A 21,507-nucleotide genomic window follows, 5' to 3' on the forward strand; every position below is an offset into this window, starting at 1 on the left:
GGCGCACGCGCCGGGAGCTACTCCCGGGGGCCCGGCGCGTACGTCGCCCTCGCCTCGGGGCGGTCCACCACGGCCCGTACGATCGCCGCCACGTCCGCGCGGTCCGTGGGCCGGGCGTCGACGGAGTTGTGGATGGAGAAGCCCTCGACGAGCGCGTCCAGGGCCCGGGCCGTGAGCGGGTCGAAGTGCCTGGCCAGGGAGTCCCGGCTGGCCTGCATCCAGGAGCGCATGACCGCACGCAGCTCGGGGTGGCGGGTGGCGAAGGCGTACAGCTCGTAGCTGAGCAGGAGGTTGCGGTCGGTACCCCAGACCTTGCCGCAGATGATCTCGACGACGGCTTCCTGGGCCTCCTGCGGAGTGCGCGCCGCGGTCAGCAGGGCGCCGTAGCGCGAGGAGACGGACTCGGCGAGGCGGGTGAACGCCTCGGTGAGCAGATGCTGCATGTCGTCGAAGTAGTAGGTGAGCGATCCGAGCGGCACCTGGGCGGCTGCCGCGATCCTGCGGAAGGTCACCTTGATGGCGCCGTGCTCGGCGATGACGTCGAGGGCCGCGTCGAGGATGCGCTCACGGCGCAGGGGGTCGTTGGGGCCGCGGTTGCTACCGGTCATCTGGGGTGGTCCGCCTTCTCTTCTCCCGCGCCTCGCGGTTATGTACATTTGTGCATACCCGATGGGCGCGGGACTCGTCACGTGCCCGCCCATTCTTCCGACCCCCGCGGAGCCCTCTCTTGACCGACCCCGCCGTGCGGCGGCGCCGCCAGGCCCTGTACCTCTTCTTCTTCCTCCCGGGCATCGCCCTGTCCTCCTGGGTGACCCGCACTCCGGACGTGCGGGACCAACTGGGCGTGTCCACCGCGCAGATGGGGCTGATCCTGTTCGGCCTGTCCGTGGGATCCATGCTCGGCATCCTGTGTTCCGGCCGGTTCGTGGCGCGCCTGGGCACGCGGCCCGTGATCGTCCTCGGCACCGTGCTGATCATCGCGGCCACGAGCGTCATCGCGGCCGGCAGCGCCATGTCGTCGGCGCCGCTGGTCACGGCCGGCCTCTTCCTGTTCGGCGCGGGCATGGGGTCGGGGGAGGTGGCGGTCAACGTGGACGGCGCCGACGTGGAGCGGATCACCGGCACACCGGTGCTGCCGACCCTGCACGGCTGTTTCAGCCTGGGCACGGTGATCGGCGCGCTGGCCGGAATGACGGCGACGGCGGCACGGGTCCCCGTCTCCTGGCACCTGGCCGTGGTCACCCTGGCCGCCACGGGGATGCTGCTCCATGCCGTGCGGGCGCTTCCGAGGGGCGTCGGCCTCAGCACGGAGCCGCGCACCGCCGAGGCGGTGAAGGGAGCCGGGCCGCAGGTCTGGAAGGACCGCAAACTGCTCCTCATCGGTGCCATCGTGCTGGCCATGGCCCTGGCCGAAGGGGCGGCCAACGACTGGCTGCCGCTGCTCATGGTGGACGGCCACGGCCTCGACGCCACGGCCGGCTCCCTGGTCTATGTCGGGTTCGCGGCCGCGATGACCCTGGGCCGCTTCTGCGGCACGTACTTCCTGGTCCGTTTCGGGCGGGCCGCGGTCGTGCGGGCCAGCGCCGTCTCCGGAGCCGTCGGACTCGTCCTCGTGATCTTCTCGGACAACGTCGTCATAGCGGCGGCCTCCGTCCTGTTCTGGGGACTCGGGGCCTCCCTCGGCTTCCCGGTGGCCCTGTCGGCGGCCGGCGACTCGGGCCCCGACCAGACCGCGCGGGTCTCCCTGGTCGCCATCATCGGCTACGTCGCCTTCCTCGTCGGACCGCCGGCCCTCGGGTTCCTCGGTGACCACTACGGGCTGCGCGCGGCGATGGTCGCGGTCCTGGTGTTCGTCGCCTCCGCCATCCTCATCGCCCCGGCCGCCGACACCAGCGACCGGGAGACCGCACCGCTCGACGCCTGACCATTGGGACGGCTGGTCGTGCCGCGAGGTGGCAGCAGGACATCCGGACCGTGCCGAGCAGGGGGTCGCTCCCGCGGGGCTCGCCGCGTTGTCAGTGGTGGCAGGCAGGATGAGTTCATGACCACACCAGTTGCGCAGATCGTGGACGCCGTCGCCTACGCGCAGGCCGTCGAGGACGTCGTGGCGGCCGCTGCCGCCTACTACACGGACGGCACCTCCCCGCTCGACGACGACGCCTACGACCGGTTGGTGCGCGGCATCGCGGCGTGGGAGGCCGCGCACCCCGACGAGGTGCTGTCCCAGTCCCCCACCGGAAAGGTCGCCGGCGGCGCGGTCGAGGGCGATGTGCCGCACACCGTGGCGATGCTGAGCCTGGACAATGTGTTCTCGCCCGAGCAGTTCACCGCGTGGACGGCCTCGCTGGCCCGCCGGATCGGGCACGAGGTGGAGCGCTTCAGCGTGGAGGCGAAGCTCGACGGTCTCGCCGTCGCCGCCCGCTACACCGAGGGCCGGCTGACCCGCCTGATCACGCGCGGCGACGGCATCGCCGGGGAGGACGTCTCGCACGCGCTCGGCACCCTCGAAGGGCTGCCGGAGAAGCTGGACCAGCCGGTGACCGTGGAAGTGCGCGGCGAAGTCCTGATGACGACGGCCCAGTTCGAGCACGCCAACGGGGTGCGCACCGGGCACGGCGGGCAGCCGTTCGCCAACCCGCGCGGCGCCTCCGCGGGCACCCTGCGGGCCAAGGACCGGGCGTACACCGTGCCGATGACGTTCTTCGGCTACGGCCTGCTGCCCCTGCCCGACACCGACGCCGAACTCACCGAGCGGCTGGAAGGGCTCGCGCACAGCGAGCTGATGGCCCTGGCCGCGCGGCTGGGCGTGCACACCACCGCCGCGACCGCGGTGCCCACGGTCACCGCCGCCACCGTGGAGGAGGTCCTGGAGCGGGTGCGGGAGATCGCGGGGCTGCGCGCGGAGCTGCCCTTCGGGATCGACGGCATCGTCGTCAAGGCCGATCTGGCGGCCGACCAGCGGGCCGCCGGATCCGGTTCGCGCGCGCCCCGCTGGGCGATCGCCTACAAACTCCCCGCGGTGGAGAAGATCACCCGGCTGGTGGGGGTGGAGTGGAACGTGGGCCGCACCGGGATCATCGCTCCGCGCGGCGTCCTCGAACCGGTGCAGATCGAGGGCGCGACCATCACGTACGCGACCCTGCACAACCCGGCCGACATCACCCGCCGCGACCTGCGCCTCGGCGACCACGTCATGGTCCATCGGGCCGGCGACGTCATCCCCCGCATCGAGGCACCGGTGGCCCATCTGCGCACCGGTGACGAGCAGCCGATCGTGTTCCCCGAGGTGTGCCCCCGGTGCGGCTCTGCCATCGACACCGGTCAGGAACGCTGGCGGTGCGAGCAGGGCCGCAACTGCCATCTGGTGGCGTCCCTGTCGTACGCCGCAGGACGCGACCAGCTCGACATCGAGGGCCTGGGTGCCACGCGTGTCGTGCAGCTCGTCGAGGCGGGACTCGTCGCTGACCTGGCCGACCTGTTCGCCCTGACCCGTGAGCAGCTGCTGGCCTTGGAGCGGATGGGCGAGACCAGCACCGACAATCTGCTCGCCGCCATCGACACGGCCCGGACGCGGCCGCTGTCGCGGGTGCTGTGCGCGCTCGGAGTCCGCGGCACCGGCCGCTCGATGTCCCGCCGCATCGCCCGGCACTTCGCCACGATGGACCACATCCGTGCCGCCGACGCCGATGCCCTCCAGCAGGTCGAGGGCATCGGTCCGGAGAAGGCGCCCGCCATCGTCGCCGAGCTCGCGGAGCTGTCGGAGCTGATCGACAGACTCGCGGCGGCCGGGGTGAACATGACTGAACCCGGCGCCACTCCCCCGCCCGCGGCAGGCGAGGGCGACACGGCGGCGCCCAAGGCGTCCGAAACGTCCGAAGCCCCGGAGGGCGTGCCGGACGCGGGGCCGCTCGCGGGCATGACGGTCGTCGTCACCGGCGCGATGACCGGGCCCCTGGAGAGCCTGAGCCGCAACCAGATGAACGAACTCATCGAGCGCGCGGGCGGTCGCTCGTCCTCCAGCGTCTCCCGCAAGACCTCACTCGTGGTCGCCGGTGAGGGTGCGGGATCCAAGCGCGCCAAAGCGGAGGACCTCGGCATCCGCCTCGCCACACCCGACGAGTTCGCGCTGCTCGTCGCCGACCACCTGGGCTGAGCGAGGAGGGTCGGGGGACGTGCCTGGGGCACGTCCCTCTCGCTCGCCTCGTCCGTCCCGCGGGGCTCCTCAGTCGGGGAAGCCCGGCATGCCGTCGATGAGGGCCAGGCGGACCGTGATGCGCTTGCCCACGGACTCCCGGCGTGCCTCGAAGCCCTGGACCACCGCCATCACGATCTCCAGACCGTGCTGACCGACCCGCCCGGCGTCGGCGGCTCGGGCCATCGGAAGGGTGGGATCGCTGTCCCACACCTCGATCTCCAGCATGCCGTCGTGGACGCGCAGGTTCAGCAGCACCGGCCCCGGCGCGTACTTCAGCGCGTTGGTGACCAGCTCGCTGACCACCAGCTGCCCCAGATCCCTGGCGCGGGCCGAGACGGGTAGGCCCCGCTCCCCCTGCACCCGTGTCAGGAACTTCGACGTCTGGTCCCGCGCGTCGGCGATACAGCCGTCCGCTCCGTCCAGGGCCACAGTCACCTCGACAGGTGCGGCTTCCGGCATCCGCGAACACTCCTCAGGCAGGACCCGCACCCTGCCGACCATCTCCAATACCCCGTTCATGGGCGCCCGGATACCCCGTCCTTCCCGCCTTACTCCTGTGCCGCCCGGATCCGCGCCGCCCACGAACGAATGGGCCGTCCCATGCTTCGCACCCGGACTTCCTGGGCAACGGTGGCAACAACGGCGTGAGAGCCCCCCATCGAACGCGCAGAGGACGCACCAAGTGGCAGACAACCGGGAAGCAGTGGGACACGGCAGACTGTCCGTGGTCCGTACCGAGGCCGACGACATCACCGTCCTCGGCCTCGACGGAGAGATCGACCACCAGAGCGTGCCCGGCCTGACGCGGGCCCTGTCCCCGGGGGACACCGCTGCCGGTCACCGGGTCGTCGTCGACCTGAGCCAGGTCACGTTCATGGACTCCAGCGGTGTCAACGCGCTGATCGCCGCCTTCCACTCCACGCAGGCCGCGCAGGGCTGGCTGCGGCTCGTGGGGGCGCGCGGGTCCGTGCTGCGCACCCTCCAGCTGGTGGGGCTCGACACCTTCGTGCCCTTTCACCCGACCCTGGAGGACGCCCTCGCGGCGACGGACGCGGAGACGTGAAAATCGACCCGAGTACCCGGGATCAATGCCCTCATGCCAGGTTCGTGACGTCATTTTTCGCCGTGTCACAACGCTCTCCCCGAGCTTTGGCCGCCGCTCGGAACCTGGGTTAATCTTCGACGGATTTCTCATCTGGCAGCCCCGTGGGGTGCGGGATTGCCGCTGGTGAGCGAGCCTTTCATCAGGCTCGGCGCGGTTCCGAGTCCCCGGAGCGGGGACTCTTGGGGAGCGGAACGAGGGTGCCATGACCAGCACGTCGACGGAGGCCCGGGAGCAGGCTCCCGGTGAGCAGGAACTGCGGCAGTTGCTGGCCGGGCTCACCGCCGTGCGCGACGGCGACTTCGGCACCCGGCTGCCGGCCGACGGACAGGGGCTGCTGGGCGACATCGCCACGGTCTTCAACGGCATGGTCGACCAGCTGTCCGTGTTCACCTCCGAGGTCACACGCGTGGCCCGCGAGGTGGGCACCGAGGGCACGCTGGGCGGCCAGGCGGAGGTGCCGGGCGTCTCCGGCACCTGGGCCGACCTGACCGACTCGGTCAACGCGATGGCGGGCAACCTGACCACGCAGGTCCGTGACATCGCCCAGGTGGCGACCGCGGTGGCCAAGGGCGACCTCTCCCAGAAGATCGACGTGCCCGCGCGCGGGGAGATCCTCCAGCTGAAGGAGACCGTCAACACGATGGTCGACCAGCTGTCCGCCTTCGCCGACGAGGTCACCCGTGTCGCGCGCGAGGTCGGCAGCGAGGGCCGACTGGGCGGTCAGGCGCAGGTGCCCGGGGTGGGCGGCGTCTGGCGGGACCTCACCGATTCGGTCAACTTCATGGCCGGAAACCTGACGTCGCAGGTCCGCAATGTCGCCCAGGTGACGACCGCGGTGGCACAGGGCGACCTCTCCCAGAAGATCACCGTCGACGCCCGCGGCGAGATCCTCGAACTCAAGAACACCATCAACACGATGGTCGACCAGCTCTCCGCCTTCGCCGACGAGGTCACCCGCGTCGCCCGCGAGGTCGGCACCGAGGGCAACCTGGGCGGGCAGGCGATCGTGCGGGGCGTGTCGGGGACCTGGAAGGACCTCACCGACAACGTCAACGTGATGGCGTCGAACCTGACCGGTCAGGTCCGCTCGATCGCCCAGGTCGCCACCGCCGTGGCCCGCGGCGACCTCTCGCAGAAGATCACCGTCGAGGCCAAGGGCGAGGTCGCGGCCCTCGCGGACGTCATCAACACCATGGTCGACACGCTGTCCGCGTTCGCCGACGAGGTGACCCGCGTGGCCCGCGAGGTCGGCACCGAGGGACGCCTCGGCGGCCAGGCGCACGTGCCCAACGTGGCCGGCACCTGGAAGGACCTCACCGACAACGTCAACTCCATGGCCAACAACCTCACCGGGCAGGTGCGCAACATCGCCCTGGTGACGACCGCGGTGGCCAACGGCGACCTGTCGAAGAAGATCGACGTCGACGCCCGCGGCGAGATCCTGGAGCTCAAGACGACCATCAACACGATGGTCGACCAGCTGTCGTCGTTCGCTGCCGAGGTCACCCGCGTCGCCCGGGAGGTCGGCAGCGAGGGCCGGCTCGGCGGCCAGGCCGAGGTCGAGGGCGTCGAGGGCACCTGGAAGCGGCTGACGGAGAACGTCAACGAACTGGCCGGGAACCTCACCCGGCAGGTCCGCGCCATCGCCGAGGTCACCAGCGCGGTGGCCGAGGGCGACCTGACCCGCTCCATCACCGTGGAGGCCTCCGGCGAGGTCGCCGACCTCAAGGACAACATCAACTCCATGGTGGAGTCCCTGCGCGAGACCACCCGGGCCAACCAGGAGCAGGACTGGCTCAAGACCAACCTGGCCCGCATCTCCAGCCTGATGCAGGGCCACCGCGACCTGCCCGTGGTCGCCGAGCTCATCATGGACGAGCTCACCCCGCTGGTCGCCGCCCAGTACGGCGCCTTCTACCTCGCGGAGGACACCGTACGGGGGCCGGAACTGCGCCTGGTGGGGTCGTACGGCTATCCGGACGACGACGAGCGGCCCACCCGGATCCCGGTCGGGCGCTCGCTGGTCGGTCAGGCCGCGCGCAACCGCCGTACCGTCACCGTGGAGGAGCTGCCCGAGGGGTACGTCACCATCTCCTCCGGTCTCGGACAGGTGTCGCCGACCGCGCTGGTGGTGCTGCCCATCGTGGTCGAGGAGCAGGTCCTCGGGGTGATCGAGCTGGCGTCGGTGAGCCGCTTCACCCAGATCCACCAGGACTTCCTGGCCCAGCTGATGCCGACCATCGGCGTCAACCTCAACACCATCGTGGCCAACGTCCGCACCGACGAACTGCTCGACGAGTCGCAGCGGCTCACCGCCGAACTCCAGGCCCGTTCCGAGGAGTTGCAGGTCCAGCAGGACGAACTCCAGCGCTCCAACGCCGAGCTGGAGGAGAAGGCCTCGCTGCTGGCCTCGCAGAACCGCGACATCGAGGCGAAGAACCTCCAGATCGAGCAGGCGCGGCAGGAACTGGAGACCCGGGCGCAGCAGTTGTCGCTGGCGTCCAAGTACAAGTCGGAGTTCCTGGCCAACATGAGCCACGAGCTGCGCACCCCGCTCAACAGCCTGCTGATCCTGGCCCAGTTGCTGGCCCAGAACCCCTCGCGCAACCTCACCCCGAAGCAGGTCGAGTACGCGGGCATCATCCACTCCGCGGGCTCGGACCTGCTCCAGCTGATCAACGACATCCTCGACCTGTCCAAGGTCGAGGCGGGCAAGATGGACGTGGCCCCGGAGCGGGTGCCGCTGCGCAAGCTCCTGGAGTACGTCGAGGCGACGTTCCGGCCGATGACGACGCAGAAGAGCCTGGAGTTCACCGTCGCCACCGCGCCCGGCACCCCGGCCGACCTGCTCACCGACGACTCCCGGCTGCGGCAGATCCTGCGCAACCTGCTGTCGAACGCGGTGAAGTTCACCGAGCAGGGCGGGGTGGAGCTGCGCATCGAGCCCGCCGCCGACCATGAGGTCCCGCCGGGTGTGCACCGCGGCGGACCGATCGTGGCGTTCCGGGTCATCGACACCGGCATCGGCATCCCGCAGCAGCAACTGGAGACGATCTTCGGGGCGTTCCAGCAGGCCGACGGGACGACCAGCCGCAAGTACGGCGGCACCGGACTCGGTCTGTCCATCACCCGCGAGATCGCCCACCTGCTGGGCGGCGCGGTCACCGTCGACAGCACCCCAGGCCAGGGCAGCACCTTCACGCTCCATCTCCCGGTGGCCCGCGCCGACTTCGAGGAGCAGCTGGAGAACGGGGGCCGGCCGGCGGAGCATGCGTACGACGGCGTCGCCCCCGAGGAGGAGACGGCACCCCGGGCGCTCACGGGCCCCGCGCCCTCCCCCGAGCAGCGCAGGCGCCGGCTGCTGGTCATCGAGGAGCGCCCGCGCGGTCTGCTCACGCTGGTCGCGGAGCGGGCCGTGGCGGACCTCGCGCAGGACCCCGACGACCCGCACGGGGCGATCGACATCATCACCGCCGTGGGAGCGCAGGAGGCGGCGAGCACCCTGGCGGCCGAACCCTGCCACTGTGTCGTCCTCGAACTCGGCATGCCGCACGACGAGGGCGCGGACTTCCTGGAGGCCATGCGCGGCGACTCGGCGCTGGCCAGCGTGCCCGTGCTCGTACACACCGGACACCGGGTGTCCCTCGGTCAGGAGCAGGGGCTGCGGGCCCTCGCGGGCGACCGGCCGCTGGACTTCCTGTCCAGCCTGGACGACCTGCGGGAGCGCATCACCCTGCACCTGTCCGCCGAGCAGCCCGGTGACGTGCTGTCGCTGGTGCGCTCCGAGGAGCCGCAGCGGCCCGCCGCCCAGGTGGACGACTCCTTCCTCGGCCGTACGGTCCTCGTGGTCGACGACGACGCCCGCAACCTGTTCGCGCTCAGCGGGGTCCTGGAACTGCACGGCTTCCAGGTCCTGCACGCCGACAACGGCCGCAAGGGCATCGAGATGCTGCTCGCGCACCCGGACATCTCGCTGGTCCTGATGGACGTGATGATGCCGGAGATGGACGGTTACACGGCCACCACGGAGATCCGCTCGATGCCGCAGTACGCGGAGCTGCCGATCATCGCGGTCACCGCCAAGGCCATGCCGGGCGACCAGGAGAAGAGCCTGGCGTCGGGGGCCAACGACTACGTCACCAAGCCCGTCGACACGAGCGACCTGATGGCCCGGGTCCGGAGGTGGCTGCCCGCGTGAGACCACGTCGAGGACCCCAGCCGCCCGAGTGACATTCCCCGCCGAGGAACAGGCCCACCGTGAGTGATCTCCGTCAGCCGCCCGAGCCGCACAGCGCCGCCGTGGGGGAACAGCCCGCGTTCCCGGGCGGCGAGCCGTCCGCCGGCGCGACCCGCGAGGAGGCCTCCCCCGTCGGCAGGCTGGCGGCGACCGTGGCCCGGCTGCGCCAGGAGGTGCGGGCGGCGCAGGCGGAGGCGGACGGCCGGGCCCTGATCGAGCTGGCCAAGGGCATCCTGGTCGAGCGGCTGGGCTGCGGTCCGGCGCAGGCCTCGAAGCAGCTCGCCGAGCTCACCGCGCAGGCGGGGGTGACCCCGCTGGAGTTCGCCGTCGAGGTGATCAACCAGGCCTCGCGCGACCGGCTCTCGGAGGTGACCAGCGCCTTCCTCGCCGCCACCGCCGCCGCCCCGGCCGACGGGCGCACCGCCTCCGGCGAGCCGCCCGACGGGCACTCCTCCGCCGTACGGCTGCGGGCCGCCGAGAGCGGGGCGCTGGCCGCCGAGGACACCCAGGCGGTCGCGGACTCCCTGTTGGAGCACGCGCTGACCCCGCTCGGCGCCGAGGCGGTGGCCATCTGGGCGCTGGGGGCCGACGGCTCCCTCACCCTGGCGGGCAGCGCCGGGTTCGCCCCGGCCGAGGCGGGACGCTGGCGGCATGTGCCGCCGGGGGTGACGACCGTGGCGCGCCGCGGGCTCACCGAACGCACCGGGCAATGGATCAGCAGTCTGTCCGAGACCGGCCTGCCCTCGATCGGACAGCACCACCACAGCGACGGCGGGCGGGTCGCCGTGCCCGCCGAGGCCGCCGGACGCATCCACGGGGTACTGGAGATCGCCTGGCCCGCGCCGCTGGAGTCGCCTCCGCCGCCGATCGTCCGCCAGGTCGAGGCGCTGGCCGAACTGTGCGCGCACACCCTTCAGACGTACGCGCTCCATCACCCCGACGGCACCCCGGCCCCGCGGGTCCTGCCGGACGTCACCGAGCTGATGGACCTGGCCGACGGACTGCACGACCCGGCTCTGGTGCTGGTGCCGCACCTGGGCCCCGACGGACGTCTCGTGGACTTCCGCATCCACCACGTCAACAGCCGCTTCCTCGACCCGGCAGGACGCCCGCGCGGTGTGGTGAGCGGCGCGCTGCTGCTGGAGGCCTATCCGATGGCAGCCGGCCACAGCGAGCTCTTCGAGCGGGTAGAGCGCGTCTACGCCACCGGCGAGCCCTTCCGCGCCCACCGGATGCGGCTGACCGCCCTGGTGGACGACGTCCAGCTGGCGGCGGTCGCCGACATCAACATCAGCCGGCACGGCGGCAGCGTCCTGCTCATCTGGCGCATCGAGGACGAGACGGCCCGCCTGGCGAGCCTGCTCCAGCACGCCCAGCGCCTCGGCCGCATCGGCGGTTTCGAGGAGAACCTGCTGACCGGCGAGATCACCTGGAACGGCCAGCTCTTCCACCTCTACGGCAAGCCCGCCTCCGAGGCCCCCGTGCCGCTGGAGGACCTGCCCGCGCACGCCCACCCCGACGACGCCGTGGCCATCGGCCGCTTCCTGCGCACCGTGCTCCACCAGCGCCGGCCGGCGTCCACCGCGTTCCGGTTGCAACGCCCCGACGGGGTCACCCGGCACCTCCGGGTCGTGGCGGAGCCGGTGCTCGACTCGGCGGGCCAGCTGTACGTCCTGCGCGGCGCCTACCAGGACATCTCCGCGCACCACTGGACCGAGGTCGCCCTGTCCGCCACCCGTGACCAGCTCGCCCACACCGAGCAGGAGGCCAGCGAACGCAACCGGCTCACCCTCCAGCTGCAGCACGCCATCATGCCCCCGGAGCAGGCTCCGCTGGAGGTTCCGGGGCTGGACCTGGCGGTGCGCTACCGGCCCGCGGAGACCCAGCACCTGGTCGGCGGTGACTGGTACGACGCCGTCGTGCTGCCGTCCCGGCTGGTGCTGCTGTGCGTGGGCGACGTCGCCGGGCACGGCATCGAGGCGGCCACCAGCATGGTCGTGCTGCGCAACGCGCTGCGGGGGCTCGCCGTCACCGGTGCCGGGCCCGGTCAGCTGCTGTCCTGGCTCAACATGGTGGCCCACCATCTGACCGGTGCCGTCACCGCCACCGCGGTCTGCGGCTTGTACGACCCCGAGAACAACACGCTGCGCTGGGCGCGGGCCGGGCATCTGCCGCCGGTCCTGGTGCGCGGCTCGGACGCGGCGCCGCTGCCGCTGGTCAAGGGGCTGCTGCTTGGTGCCGTACCGGAGGCGGTGTACGAGGAGCACGAGGTGCAGCTCGCCGCCGAGGACACGCTGCTGATGTACACGGACGGTCTGATCGAACGCCGGGACCGGTCCGTCGAGGAGTCGCTGGCGCAGTTCCTGACGGTCGCGCGGGCGGTCCCGCCGACGCTGGAGCAGCAGCTGGACCGCCTGCTCACCCACAGCAGGTCCGACACGGACGACGACACCTGCATCGTGGGGATCCGGGTGGCCTGACAGCAGCCTCAGTGCCGGGCCACCACCCGTAGCGTCCTGACCTCGGGGTCGGCGGCGTCCGGGATCAGGACGCCGTGCTCGACGCCGCTGCGCAGATAGTCCACGACCTCGTCGGTGACGACCTCACCGGGCGCGATCACCGGCACCCCCGGCGGGTACGGGCTGATCATCTCCGCGGCGATCCGGCCCGCGGCCCGTTCGGCGGGCACGTGGTCGACCTCGGCGAAGAACGCCTCGCGCGGCAGCATGGCCTGCTCCAGTTCCAGGGCCGAGGGCTCGGGCAGCCGGACCGGCGGCCTGCGTTCGATGGACTCGGCTCGCTCCGTGAGGGCGCGCAGGGCGTCCAGGAGGGCCGTCTCCGTCTCGTCGTCGTCCGCGTGGGTGATCGACGCGCTGATCCGGCAGGTGTCGGAGCCGCCCACGTCCACGTGCAGTGCGGCCCGCAGCCACTCGGCGGCCTGCATGCCGCTGATCCCGAGCTCCCGTACGTCGATCACGATCTTCAGGGGGTCGAAGTCGGCGGCGAGCCCCTCCTCCACGATCTCGTGCCCCATGGGCCGCAGGCCCGGCAGGTCAGCGGCCGCCTGCCGGATCCGTCGCGCGCGGTGCAGGGCGGTGTGCAGGAGCGCGTGGCCGTGCTCGACCATCTGGCGGCGCCAGCCGTCCAGGGTCATGTACACCAGGGAGGAGGCGCTGGTGGTGCCGAGCAGGTCCTCCCGCTGCTTGAGCGCCTCCGCCGAGACCCGGTCGTACTGGAGGTGGAAGACGGAGCTCTGCTCGATCGCCCCGCCCATCTTGTGCACGCTGGTGACCACCAGGTCCGCCTCGGCGTCCATGCCCCAGACGGGCAGCTCGGGATGGAAGGGCAGATGGGCGCCCCAGGCCTCGTCGAGGATGAGCGGGACGCCGAACTCGTGGCACACCCGGGCCACGCCCCGGACATCGGCGCAGGTCCCCCAGTCGGTGGGGGTGATCAGCAGCATGCCCTTGGCGTCCGGATGCTCCTGGAGTCGGCGGCGCACGTCCTCGGGCTCCGGCGGATGGGCCAGGTGCCGGTCACGGTCGAACTTGGGATGGACCCAGATCGGTTCGACACCATTGACGACGACGCCCGAGATCACGGACTTGTGCGCGTTGCGCGACAGCAGCAGCTTCTCCCCCGGTCCCGCCACGGCCAGCATCGCGGTCTTGACGGACAGGGAGCTGCCGCACGTGGAGAAGAACGCCTGCTCGGCGCCGACCGCGTCCGCCATCAGGTCCTGTGCGTCGCTGAGCACGCCCTGGGACTGCCGGCGGTCGTCGAGACCGTTGAGGGACAGGACGTCCGAGCGGAACACGTCGAGGCCGACGATCTCCGCCACCCGCGGGTCCACTCCGCGGCCCTGCTTGTGGCCGGGCGGACCGAAGACCATGTCGCCGCGGCGCCGGAACTCCTCCAGTGCCTCCAGCACGGGCACCCGTGAGTGGTCCATGGTTCCTCCCAGGTCCGTCCTGCCCCGTCCGGAGGTCGAAGCCGTACGGCCCGCTTGGTCTGCACACCGTGTTGACCGCAGAAGCCCGCCGAAACGCCCGGAACGGTCCTTGCGGGTCAGAACGGGTGCAGGTGGCGCTCCATCCAGTCCGCGGCGGCCCGGCGGAACAGGCGCCGGTTGTCCGCGCGCAGGAAGTCGTGCCCCTCGTCCCGCAGGACGAGGAGCTCGGCGGGGACACCGTGTTCCCGCGCGGCCCGTACGAACTGCTCGGACTCCCCCGGCGGCACGTTGGTGTCGTGTTCGCCGTGGACGGCGAGCAGCGGGGCCCGCAGGGCGTCGACACGGCTCATCGGGGACAGGGCGCGCAGCAGGTCCCGGTCGCGCTCGGGGTGGCCGTACTTGTGCGCCGCCGACTCCGCGATCCAGGGCTCGGTGCCCGCGAAGAAGGTCAGCAGGTCGGACATGCCGCACACGGCGACACCCGTGCGGAAGAGGTCCGGGTGCCAGACGAGGGAGGCGAAGGTGAGGTAGCCGCCGTAGGAACGCCCCATCACCGCCAGGCGGGTGGGGTCCGCGGGGCCCGCCGTGACCGCGTGCGCCGCGCAGTCCGCGACGTCGTCGAGCGCGGCGAAGCGGCCGGTGCCCAGGTCGGCGTCGACGAAGGACCGGCCGTGTCCGCCGGAGCCGCGGACGTCGGGGGCGAAGACGTCCAGGCCTCGTCCGAGCAGTTCGTGGTAGAGCGGGTCGAACACCGGGCGTTCCTGGTCCTCGGGGCCGCCGTGCAGGTGGATCACACAGGGTGCCGGCTCGTTCGGGGCGTGTCCCGGCGCCCGGTAGTACCAGCCGCTCAGGGGCAGGCCGTCCCGGGCGGTGAGGCGCGTCAGGACGGGGCGTACGGGCGCGCGGCCCGGCGGGACGGCGTCCTCGTCCCGGGAGGACCACGGGGTGCGCAGCAGGGACACGCCGTGGGCCCACCACACGCCAGGGCGGCGTTGTGAACCGGACAGCGCGAGGAGCAGCCGTCCCGTCCCGGCCGCCGTGACGCGCGTGACGACCTCGTGGGGCAGCGGCACCGGCCGTGCCGGTCCGATGACGGCCGCGAGCCCCTGTCCCGCGGGGGTCTCGACGACGTCGAGCTCGACGGCGCCGCGTACGTTCCACGCGAGTACGGCCGTCCGGCCGTCGTCCGCCGTCGTCAGCAGTTCGAGGCCGCTGTCGGCGCGCTGTGCGACGACGGTCCTGCCGAGCGGCGTGCCGTCGGCGTCGAGAGCGACGGCGAACAGCGCCGCGTACTCCCGGTCGGCGTCGCTGCGCAGCCACAGGGTCCGCCCGTCGGGCGAGAACCGGCCGATCCACGGGTCGCCGTCGGCGACCGGCAGGGTGAGGGTCGTCACCGCCTCGGCGAGACGCCGGACGACGGCCTCGCGGCGCCCGCGCGGGCCCCGGCGCAGCAGCGCCAGCCGGCCGTCGCGGGTCAGGTCGCACACCCGGAGGGTGGGGGCGTCCGGTTCGGTGGCGAGCAGGACGGGCGAGGCCAGGCCGTCGGGGTCGATCAGGTAGGCGGACAGGCCCCCGCCGGGCCAGGTCGTCGCCGGTGCCCCGCCCGGTCCCACGGCGTACGCGCTGGTGCCGAGGAGGGTCGCCCGGCCGTCCCGGGTCGTCCAGTGGCCCCCGGCGGTGTCCGGCGGCTGCCACCGGCCGTCCCCCGAGGCGCGGGAGGCGGCGGGTGCGCTCAGGGTGACGGCGACGGCGGAGCCGTCGTGGGCCCAGCATCCCAGGTAGGCGGAGGTGTCCGGGTCGGCGCCGGCCAGCAGGCGACGGCCGGTGCCGTCGGGCCGTACGCACAGCACGCGGGTGTGCTCGCCGCCGCCCGGCGCGGTGGTGTACGCGATCCACCGGCCGTCGGGTGACCAGGCCACCTCCTTGACCGGGTCCGGGGAGGAGTCGAGGAGCCGGACGCCCTCCCCGTCCACGGGCCCGGCCCACAGCTGGGGGACTCCGCCCCGGTCGCAGATGAAGGCCGCCTCGACGCCGTCGGGGCCGGCCGAGGGGTACCAGCAGCCGTGGGCGTGCAGCCGGGTCACGGCGTCCCGCGGGCCCTCCGCCTCGGGCAACGGCAGGGCGGCGGGGGCCGGGGCACGGGCGGCCCCCGGTGCCGGTACGGGCGCGGGCGGCGGCGTGGTCCGGGTGCCGGGCTCGCCGGTCACGTGATCCCGTGCGTCTGGAGCCATATCTCCAGCAGTGCCACCTGCCACAGGGCGTTGGCGCCGCGTGTGGTCCGGTGCTCGTCGGGTGCCGCCAGGAGTTCGGCCACGTACGACTCCTGGAAGATCCCCCGCTTCTTCGCCTCGGGGGCCTCGAGCGCCTCGCGCACCCGGTCCAGGACGGGCCCTGCCATGTGCCGGATGGCCGGGACGGGGAAGTAGCCCTTGGGCCGGTCGACGACGTCCCGCGGCAGGAGCTTGCGGCCGGCCTCCTTGAGCACACCCTTGCCGCCGTCCGCGAGCTTGAGCTCCGGCGGACAGGCCGCGGCCAGCTCCACCAGCTCGTGGTCGAGGAAGGGCACGCGGGCCTCCAGTCCCCAGGCCATGGTCATGTTGTCGACGCGCTTGACCGGGTCGTCGACCAGCATGACGTGGGTGTCCAGGCGCAGTGCGGCGTCCAGGGCGGTCTGCGCGCCGGGACGTGCCATGTGCTCCCTGACGAAGCGGCCCGACACGTCGTCCGGGAGCAGCAGGTGCGGCTGGAGGATGCCGGCGAGGTCGGCGTGGGGACGGTCGAAGTACGTCTCGGCGTACCTCTGCGGCTCCTCCTCACGGGCGACCGCGGCCAGCTCCGGGTACCAGTGGTACCCGGCGAACACCTCGTCGGCGCCCTGCCCGCTCTGGACCACCTTCACCTCCTTGGAGACCTGCTCGGACAGCAGATGGAAGGCGACCACGTCGTGGCTGATCATCGGCTCGCTCATCGCGGCGACGGCGTCGTCCAGAGCGGTCGACACCCGCCGCGAGGGCACCCTCATCCGGCGGTGGTCCGTGCCGAACTCCCGGGCCACCAGGTCCGAGTAGCGGAACTCGTCGCCCTCCTCACCGCCCTCGGCCTCGAAGCCCACGCTGAACGTCTTGAGGTCGCGCTGGCCCTCCTCGGCGAGCAGGGCGACGATCAGGCTGGAGTCCAGGCCCCCGGAGAGCAGGACGCCGACCGGCACGTCGGAGACCATCCGACGGCGTACGGCCGTGCGCAGCGCCTCCAGCACCGCGTCACGCCACTCGTCGGGCCCCATCCCCTGGTCCTCGGCGCGCCGGGTGTAGGACGGCTGCCAGTAGTGGTGGTCGCGGTGGGTGCCGTCGGGTTCGACCACCCGTACGGTGGCCGGCGGCAGCTTGCGCACCCCGCTCAGGACGGTGTGCGGCGGGGCCACCGTGGCGTGCCAGCTCAGGTACTGGTGGACGGCCACCGGATCGAGGGAGGTGTCCACGTCCCCGGCGGCCAGGAGGGCGGGCAGGGAGGAGGCGAACCGCAACCGGCCCGCCGCGGGCGCGAGATACAGCGGTTTGATGCCCAGCCGGTCGCGGCCCAGCACGAGACGCCCGGTGCGGTGCTCGACGAGGGCGAAGGCGAACATGCCGTAGAAGCGCTCCACACAGGCGGTCCCCCACTGGCGGTAGGCGTGGAGCACGACCTCGGTGTCGGACGTCGACCGGAAGCGGTGCCCGAGGCGCCTGAGCTCTTCGCGCAGCTCCTGGTAGTTGTAGACGCAGCCGTTGAACACACCGGTGATCTCGCCGTCGGCGTCGGTCATCGGCTGGGCGCCGGAGTCGGACAGGTCGATGATCTTCAGTCGTCGGTGTCCCAGCGCCACCGCGCCCCGGGTCCAGCTGCCCCGGCCGTCGGGTCCGCGGGCGGCGAGCCGGTCACTCATGCGCTCGACGGCCGCGAGGTCGGGCCGCTCTCCGTCGAAGCGGATCTCGCCGCTCAGACCGCACATGACGCGCCGCCCCCTTCCCGGGAACCTTCGGTCACGAGCCGGGACGGGGGTCCCGGGGCGCGCCGGCCGGTCGCGACCCGGGCGGAGATGCTGGACATCGACGAAATCCTTTCCTCGGAGTGTGCCGGACAGCGGGCGGGAAGCCGGGGCGAGCGGGCGCGGCCGCGCGCGGCGGGATCAGCTGCCGAGAACCTCCGGTGTCCCGGAACCCGCCCGGCCCGTGAGGGAGCGCCGGACCTTCCTGCGGGCGACGGAGGCCGCCCTGCGGTCCCGCCGCTCGCCGCGGGTCTCCGCGATCAGCAGGTCGGTGCAGGCCAGCAGGTCCTCGTCGCTCGCCTTGCGGCGCATGCGCTCGGCGGCGCTGCCCTCCGCCAGGGCCGCCTCGGCCAGATCACTGACGGTCTCCCAGTCGCCGTGGGCCTCCAGCGCGGGTCGCAACCGGGCGAGCAGTCCGCGGACGACGTCGGCGGCGGGCGCCTCCCGGTGGGTCCGGGGATCCACCAGGGCGCCCTCCAGGCCGGACCGGGCGGCCCGCCAGGAGGCGCCGCGCAGCCATTCGTGACGGCCGTCGCACCTCGCGGCTCCGGCCGCGCGCAGCTCAAGGGCCTCGGCCACCAGGGCGCGGAACAGGCCGGCGACGAGCACGACGGTCTCCACCCGCGGACAGGCGTCGCAGATCCGCAGTTCCAGGGTCCGCAGATGCGCGGAGGGGCGGACGTCGTAGTAGATCATTCCCGGGTCGCTGATGACCCCCGCGCGGACGAGGTCGCCCACCGCGGCGTCGTACTCGGCCGCGCTCCCGAAACAGCCGACGGGACCGGCGGTCGGCCAGCGCTGCCAGAGCAGGGTGCGCCAGCTGGCATAGCCGGTGTCGGACCCCTGCCAGAACGGTGAGCTGGCGGAGAGCGCCAGCAGGGCGGGCAGCCACGGGGAGACCGCGCACAGCACGCTCACGGCGGTGTCGCGGTCGGGTATGTCCACGTGGACCTGGGCCCCGCAGATGAGCTGCTCGTCGGCCACCCGGCGGTACTCCTCGACCATGTGGTGGTAGCGCGCGTCCGCGGTGGGATGGCCGGAGACGGCCGGGGCGAGGGGTGCCGTGCCCGCGGCCACCACCCCGAGCCCCAGCGAGGAGGCGGCCGCGTCGAGCCGCCGTCTGGTTCCGGCGAGGTCGGCGTACAAGCCGCCCAGGGACGCGTGCACCCCGCTGTTCGACTCCACGGTGGACTGGTGCAGCTCCGTCGTGAAGGTACGCCCCGGAAGCCGGCCCAGGACCGCCTCGGCACGTGGCACGAGCAGCCCGCTTTCCGCTTCCAGGATGTGGAACTCCTCCTCTACACCGATGCGCATGGCCACGTTCGCTCCTCGAGGTGTCGCGGAAGGTCCCGCTTGTCCCAGGGTGACCCCCAAGTGCCCATCCGGTCGACCGGTAAGCGTGGCTATGCGCATTTGATGGAGCTCGTTCACAGATGAGCGCTTTTTTCCGCTCAGTGGTGGGTGGTCCTGTCGACCAGCGCGCCGTACGCCAGTTGCAGCGCGTCGGCCCCGGCCAGAGCCGTGGCCGTGCCCATCGCGGTGCGCGTGGCGCGCGGCCACAGCAGCTGACCGGCGGTCAGGGTCGAGGCCACCCAGACGCTCATGCAGAACGGGCAGGTCATCAGCTCGCCCACGGTGTCCTTGCCGGTCTCGGACTGCGCTTCCTCGTGCAGTTCGGCGGGGCCCTGCGGACCGACGTACGTCGTGAAGGGGGCCCGCAGCGGGCTGGTCACCGACGCCTTGCTGATCAGCCGGCTCAGCCGGAAGGTGGCCACCGAGGTCAGGAGCACGTCCCAGGGCTGCGGCCGGTCGGGCAGGGGGCGCCCGCGGAGCCGTACCGCCGTGGCCCAGCCCGCCGTGTAGACGGTGAACGCGGTCATGGCCGCGAGGTAGCCGCGCAGGGGCCGGTCGTGCGTGCCCGCGTAGGTGCGGCCCGTGCGGCGCAGGAACGCCTGGGCCCGTCGGCCGAGGCGGCGGTCAGTGGATGTGGGCATGGTCCACCTCGCTCAGGTTCTGCTCCGGCTCACCGCCGTCCGCGTCCTGCCCCTCCTGACCGCGCAGGCGCACCTCGACCTGCCCGTCGGTGACCCGTACCTCGAAGGCGGGCTGGGGCGCGACGGCCGGGCCACGGACGTTCAGGCCGTCGGTGAGGCGGAAGACGCTGCCGTGCCAGGGGCACTGGACGCAGCCGTCGGACACCGTCCCCTCGGAGAGCGGTCCCGCCAGGTGACTGCACCGGTCGGCGAGTGCGTGGACGGTCCCGTCGGTCTCGCGCAGCACCATCACGGGCACGTCGTCCACGCTGCGCCGCACCGGCAGGCCGGGCGGGAGGTCGTCCAGGGCGCCGATCCGGTGCCAGCCCGGCGTGACGAGGTGGGGCACGGCCTCGGCGTGGTTGGCGCCGGCGGCCTGCCGGTAGGCCAGGTGACCGCCCAGCATGCCGCCCGCCCCGACCGCGGTGAGTCCCAGGAAGCCGAGGGTCCGGCCCGTCCGTGTCCGCCCGGTGGCGCGGCAGGCCAGGGAGGCCGTGTAGAGGGCGAGGGCCGCCGTGTTGGACAGCGCGTGCACCAGTCCCACGCGCTGCTGCGGAGGGTTCAGCTCGGCCCAGTCGACGGCGCCCGTCAGGGCCGCGGGGGTGGCGGCGGCCAGGCCGACGCCCACCAGCAGGCCCGCCTCACGGGGGCGGTCCCTGCGCAGGTCCAGCACGGCTGCGGACAGCCAACTGCCGATCGGCACCTGCACCAGCAGCGGATGGACGGGATGCCCCAGCCACCTGCCGTGCAGCGCGTCCCGGCCCCGCCCCAGCGGCAGGGACCGTATCCCCGCCCCGAGTTTGTCGATCACCGGGTCCAGCCGGGCCTCCCGCTCCAGGCGGGCGAACAGTCGCAGGACGCGGTTCTCTCGTGTACGTGGATGACGTCGTCGCGCGCTCATGGGGAGCCGGGTCTCCCTCCGCACGAGCGGCAAACGGAGGACGAGAGGGCCAGGCGCCCGGCCTGATGACCGCGCGCACGCGTCCGGAGTCCGGCTTGCCGGGACGGTCACGGCTTGGACAGAGCGTGGCGTCCGGGCCTGCCGGAGAAGGCGGCGCGGTGGGAGGGACGGGCCGGGCCGGTGGACTCCAGGCGCCGCAGCCACCGCCAGGCCATGGCCAGCAGTGCGGTGAAGACGGCCAGGAGCAGCAAGGAGGTCCACATGGGCCGGCTGCCGGGGGAATCCCACGTCGTCCAGGCCGACGATGCCGTCCACAGGGCGACGCCGACCGCGTAGAAGTTCCGCATACGGCGCAGTTGGCTCGCGGCGCGGGCAGCCGCGGAGTCGTCAGTGTGTGTCATGCCGGGCCGTGTACCCCGATCAAGGAGGTCCACCGGACGTTTCGCACGCGGGGCAAAGTGTTCAGCGATCGAGTTCGGGGAGCCGGGCCAGGCCGGTGTCGAGCATGATGCGGCCGACCGTCCCGGTCAGGGTGCTGTCCGCTCCGACGACGGTCTCCCCGACACCGGGCAGCAGATCCAACTCCCGGTACCAGTCCCGCAGTTGCGCTGCGCCGACCTCGTCCGCGATCGGCTTGGTGGCGTGCCGGGCGAGGGTCTGCTCGAAGGGCACGTGCAGGTAGTAGCCGTGGGTCGGGCCGCGGTGGTCGGCGCGCAGCCGGGCCAGCATCTCACCGTAGCGGTCGGCGTACAGAATCCCCTCCACCACGACGTGGAACCCGGCGTCCAGCGCGTAACGGGCGGTCAGCTCGATGAGGCCGATGTTCGCCGCGCCGGGCCGGTCGCGCTCCCGGAGCACGATCCGGCGCAGGTTGTCCTGTCCGACGATGGCCAGGCCGCGGCCGAAGCGGTCCCGCAGGCCCGCGGCGACGCTCGACTTGCCCGAGGCCGAATTGCCGCGCAGGACGATCAGCCGCGTCTGCTCCGTGCCCACCAACACAGCTGCCAACTTACCGTGGTCGGCGGCGCGTTCAGGGGCGGTGGTCGGTCGCCGCCATCCC

At 72.6% G+C, this 21,507-nt stretch carries 15 protein-coding genes; 5 read left to right on the forward strand and 10 right to left on the reverse strand.

Going from position 1 to position 21,507, the window contains the following annotated elements; all coding sequences use genetic code 11:
• Nucleotides 1-17: 17 nt before the first annotated feature.
• The gene (locus ACFULQ_RS20325; RefSeq protein ID WP_383545877.1) at nt 18-608 is read right to left on the reverse strand and encodes a TetR/AcrR family transcriptional regulator; all 591 of its coding nucleotides are present in this window, start codon (nt 606-608) and stop codon (nt 18-20) included.
• A gap of 50 nt (nt 609-658) precedes the next feature.
• Here ACFULQ_RS20325 and ACFULQ_RS20330 point away from each other — a divergent pair, with 50 nt between their 5' ends.
• Both ACFULQ_RS20330 and ligA read left to right on the forward strand, forming a co-directional pair.
• Nucleotides 659-1,924, forward strand: coding sequence for an MFS transporter (locus ACFULQ_RS20330; RefSeq protein WP_383545879.1), 1,266 nt, complete (start codon nt 659-661; stop codon nt 1,922-1,924).
• Nucleotides 1,925-2,041: 117 nt separating this feature from the next.
• A complete protein-coding gene (gene ligA / locus ACFULQ_RS20335) occupies nt 2,042-4,153 on the forward strand; it encodes an NAD-dependent DNA ligase LigA (protein ID WP_383545881.1) in 2,112 nt (703 codons plus the stop codon).
• A gap of 69 nt (nt 4,154-4,222) precedes the next feature.
• On the opposite strand, the gene ACFULQ_RS20340 is transcribed toward ligA, so the two are convergent.
• Complete coding sequence (locus ACFULQ_RS20340; RefSeq protein ID WP_383545884.1) at nt 4,223-4,654, reverse strand: ATP-binding protein; 432 nt, start codon at nt 4,652-4,654, stop codon at nt 4,223-4,225.
• Nucleotides 4,655-4,877: 223 nt separating this feature from the next.
• On the opposite strand from ACFULQ_RS20340, the gene ACFULQ_RS20345 reads away from it, so the two are divergent.
• The 3 genes from ACFULQ_RS20345 (at nt 4,878) to ACFULQ_RS20355 (ending at nt 12,017) form a co-directional block, all read left to right on the forward strand.
• The gene (locus ACFULQ_RS20345) at nt 4,878-5,258 is read left to right on the forward strand and encodes an STAS domain-containing protein (RefSeq protein WP_383545887.1); all 381 of its coding nucleotides are present in this window, start codon (nt 4,878-4,880) and stop codon (nt 5,256-5,258) included.
• Between the two features lie 244 nt (nt 5,259-5,502).
• Nucleotides 5,503-9,498 carry a HAMP domain-containing protein gene (locus tag ACFULQ_RS20350; RefSeq protein ID WP_383545890.1) on the forward strand — a complete coding sequence of 1,332 codons (3,996 nt, stop codon included), beginning with the start codon at nt 5,503-5,505 and terminating at the stop codon, nt 9,496-9,498.
• A 59-nt stretch (nt 9,499-9,557) separates the two neighbouring features.
• Nucleotides 9,558-12,017, forward strand: coding sequence for a SpoIIE family protein phosphatase (locus ACFULQ_RS20355; protein WP_383545892.1), 2,460 nt, complete (start codon nt 9,558-9,560; stop codon nt 12,015-12,017).
• Between the two features lie 8 nt (nt 12,018-12,025).
• On the opposite strand, the gene ACFULQ_RS20360 is transcribed toward ACFULQ_RS20355, so the two are convergent.
• From ACFULQ_RS20360 to ACFULQ_RS20395, 8 genes are all read right to left on the reverse strand, one after another.
• Nucleotides 12,026-13,489, reverse strand: coding sequence for an aminotransferase class I/II-fold pyridoxal phosphate-dependent enzyme (locus tag ACFULQ_RS20360; RefSeq protein WP_383545895.1), 1,464 nt, complete (start codon nt 13,487-13,489; stop codon nt 12,026-12,028).
• Between the two features lie 116 nt (nt 13,490-13,605).
• Complete coding sequence (locus ACFULQ_RS20365; protein WP_383545898.1) at nt 13,606-15,720, reverse strand: S9 family peptidase; 2,115 nt, start codon at nt 15,718-15,720, stop codon at nt 13,606-13,608.
• Nucleotides 15,693-17,477 carry an N-acetylglutaminylglutamine amidotransferase gene (locus ACFULQ_RS20370; protein WP_383545901.1) on the reverse strand — a complete coding sequence of 595 codons (1,785 nt, stop codon included), beginning with the start codon at nt 17,475-17,477 and terminating at the stop codon, nt 15,693-15,695. Before ACFULQ_RS20370 ends, ACFULQ_RS20365 begins: the two co-directional genes overlap by 28 nt.
• Nucleotides 17,478-17,654: 177 nt before the next feature.
• Complete coding sequence (locus tag ACFULQ_RS20375; protein WP_383545904.1) at nt 17,655-18,827, reverse strand: glutamate--cysteine ligase; 1,173 nt, start codon at nt 18,825-18,827, stop codon at nt 17,655-17,657.
• Between the two features lie 137 nt (nt 18,828-18,964).
• Nucleotides 18,965-19,507 carry a DUF1360 domain-containing protein gene (locus ACFULQ_RS20380; protein WP_383545907.1) on the reverse strand — a complete coding sequence of 181 codons (543 nt, stop codon included), beginning with the start codon at nt 19,505-19,507 and terminating at the stop codon, nt 18,965-18,967.
• Complete coding sequence (locus tag ACFULQ_RS20385; RefSeq protein WP_383545910.1) at nt 19,491-20,447, reverse strand: Rieske 2Fe-2S domain-containing protein; 957 nt, start codon at nt 20,445-20,447, stop codon at nt 19,491-19,493. Before ACFULQ_RS20385 ends, ACFULQ_RS20380 begins: the two co-directional genes overlap by 17 nt.
• A 107-nt stretch (nt 20,448-20,554) precedes the next feature.
• Nucleotides 20,555-20,848, reverse strand: a complete 294-nt coding sequence (locus ACFULQ_RS20390) for a hypothetical protein (protein ID WP_383545911.1) — start codon at nt 20,846-20,848, stop codon at nt 20,555-20,557.
• Between the two features lie 61 nt (nt 20,849-20,909).
• Nucleotides 20,910-21,455: an AAA family ATPase gene (locus ACFULQ_RS20395; RefSeq protein WP_383545912.1), complete on the reverse strand. Its 546-nt coding sequence runs from the start codon at nt 21,453-21,455 to the stop codon at nt 20,910-20,912.
• Between the last annotated feature and the right edge of the window lie 52 nt (nt 21,456-21,507).

Origin of the sequence: Streptomyces sp. NPDC057253 (assembly GCF_042669125.1) — a bacterium.
Classification (GTDB): Bacteria; Actinomycetota; Actinomycetes; order Streptomycetales; family Streptomycetaceae; genus Streptomyces.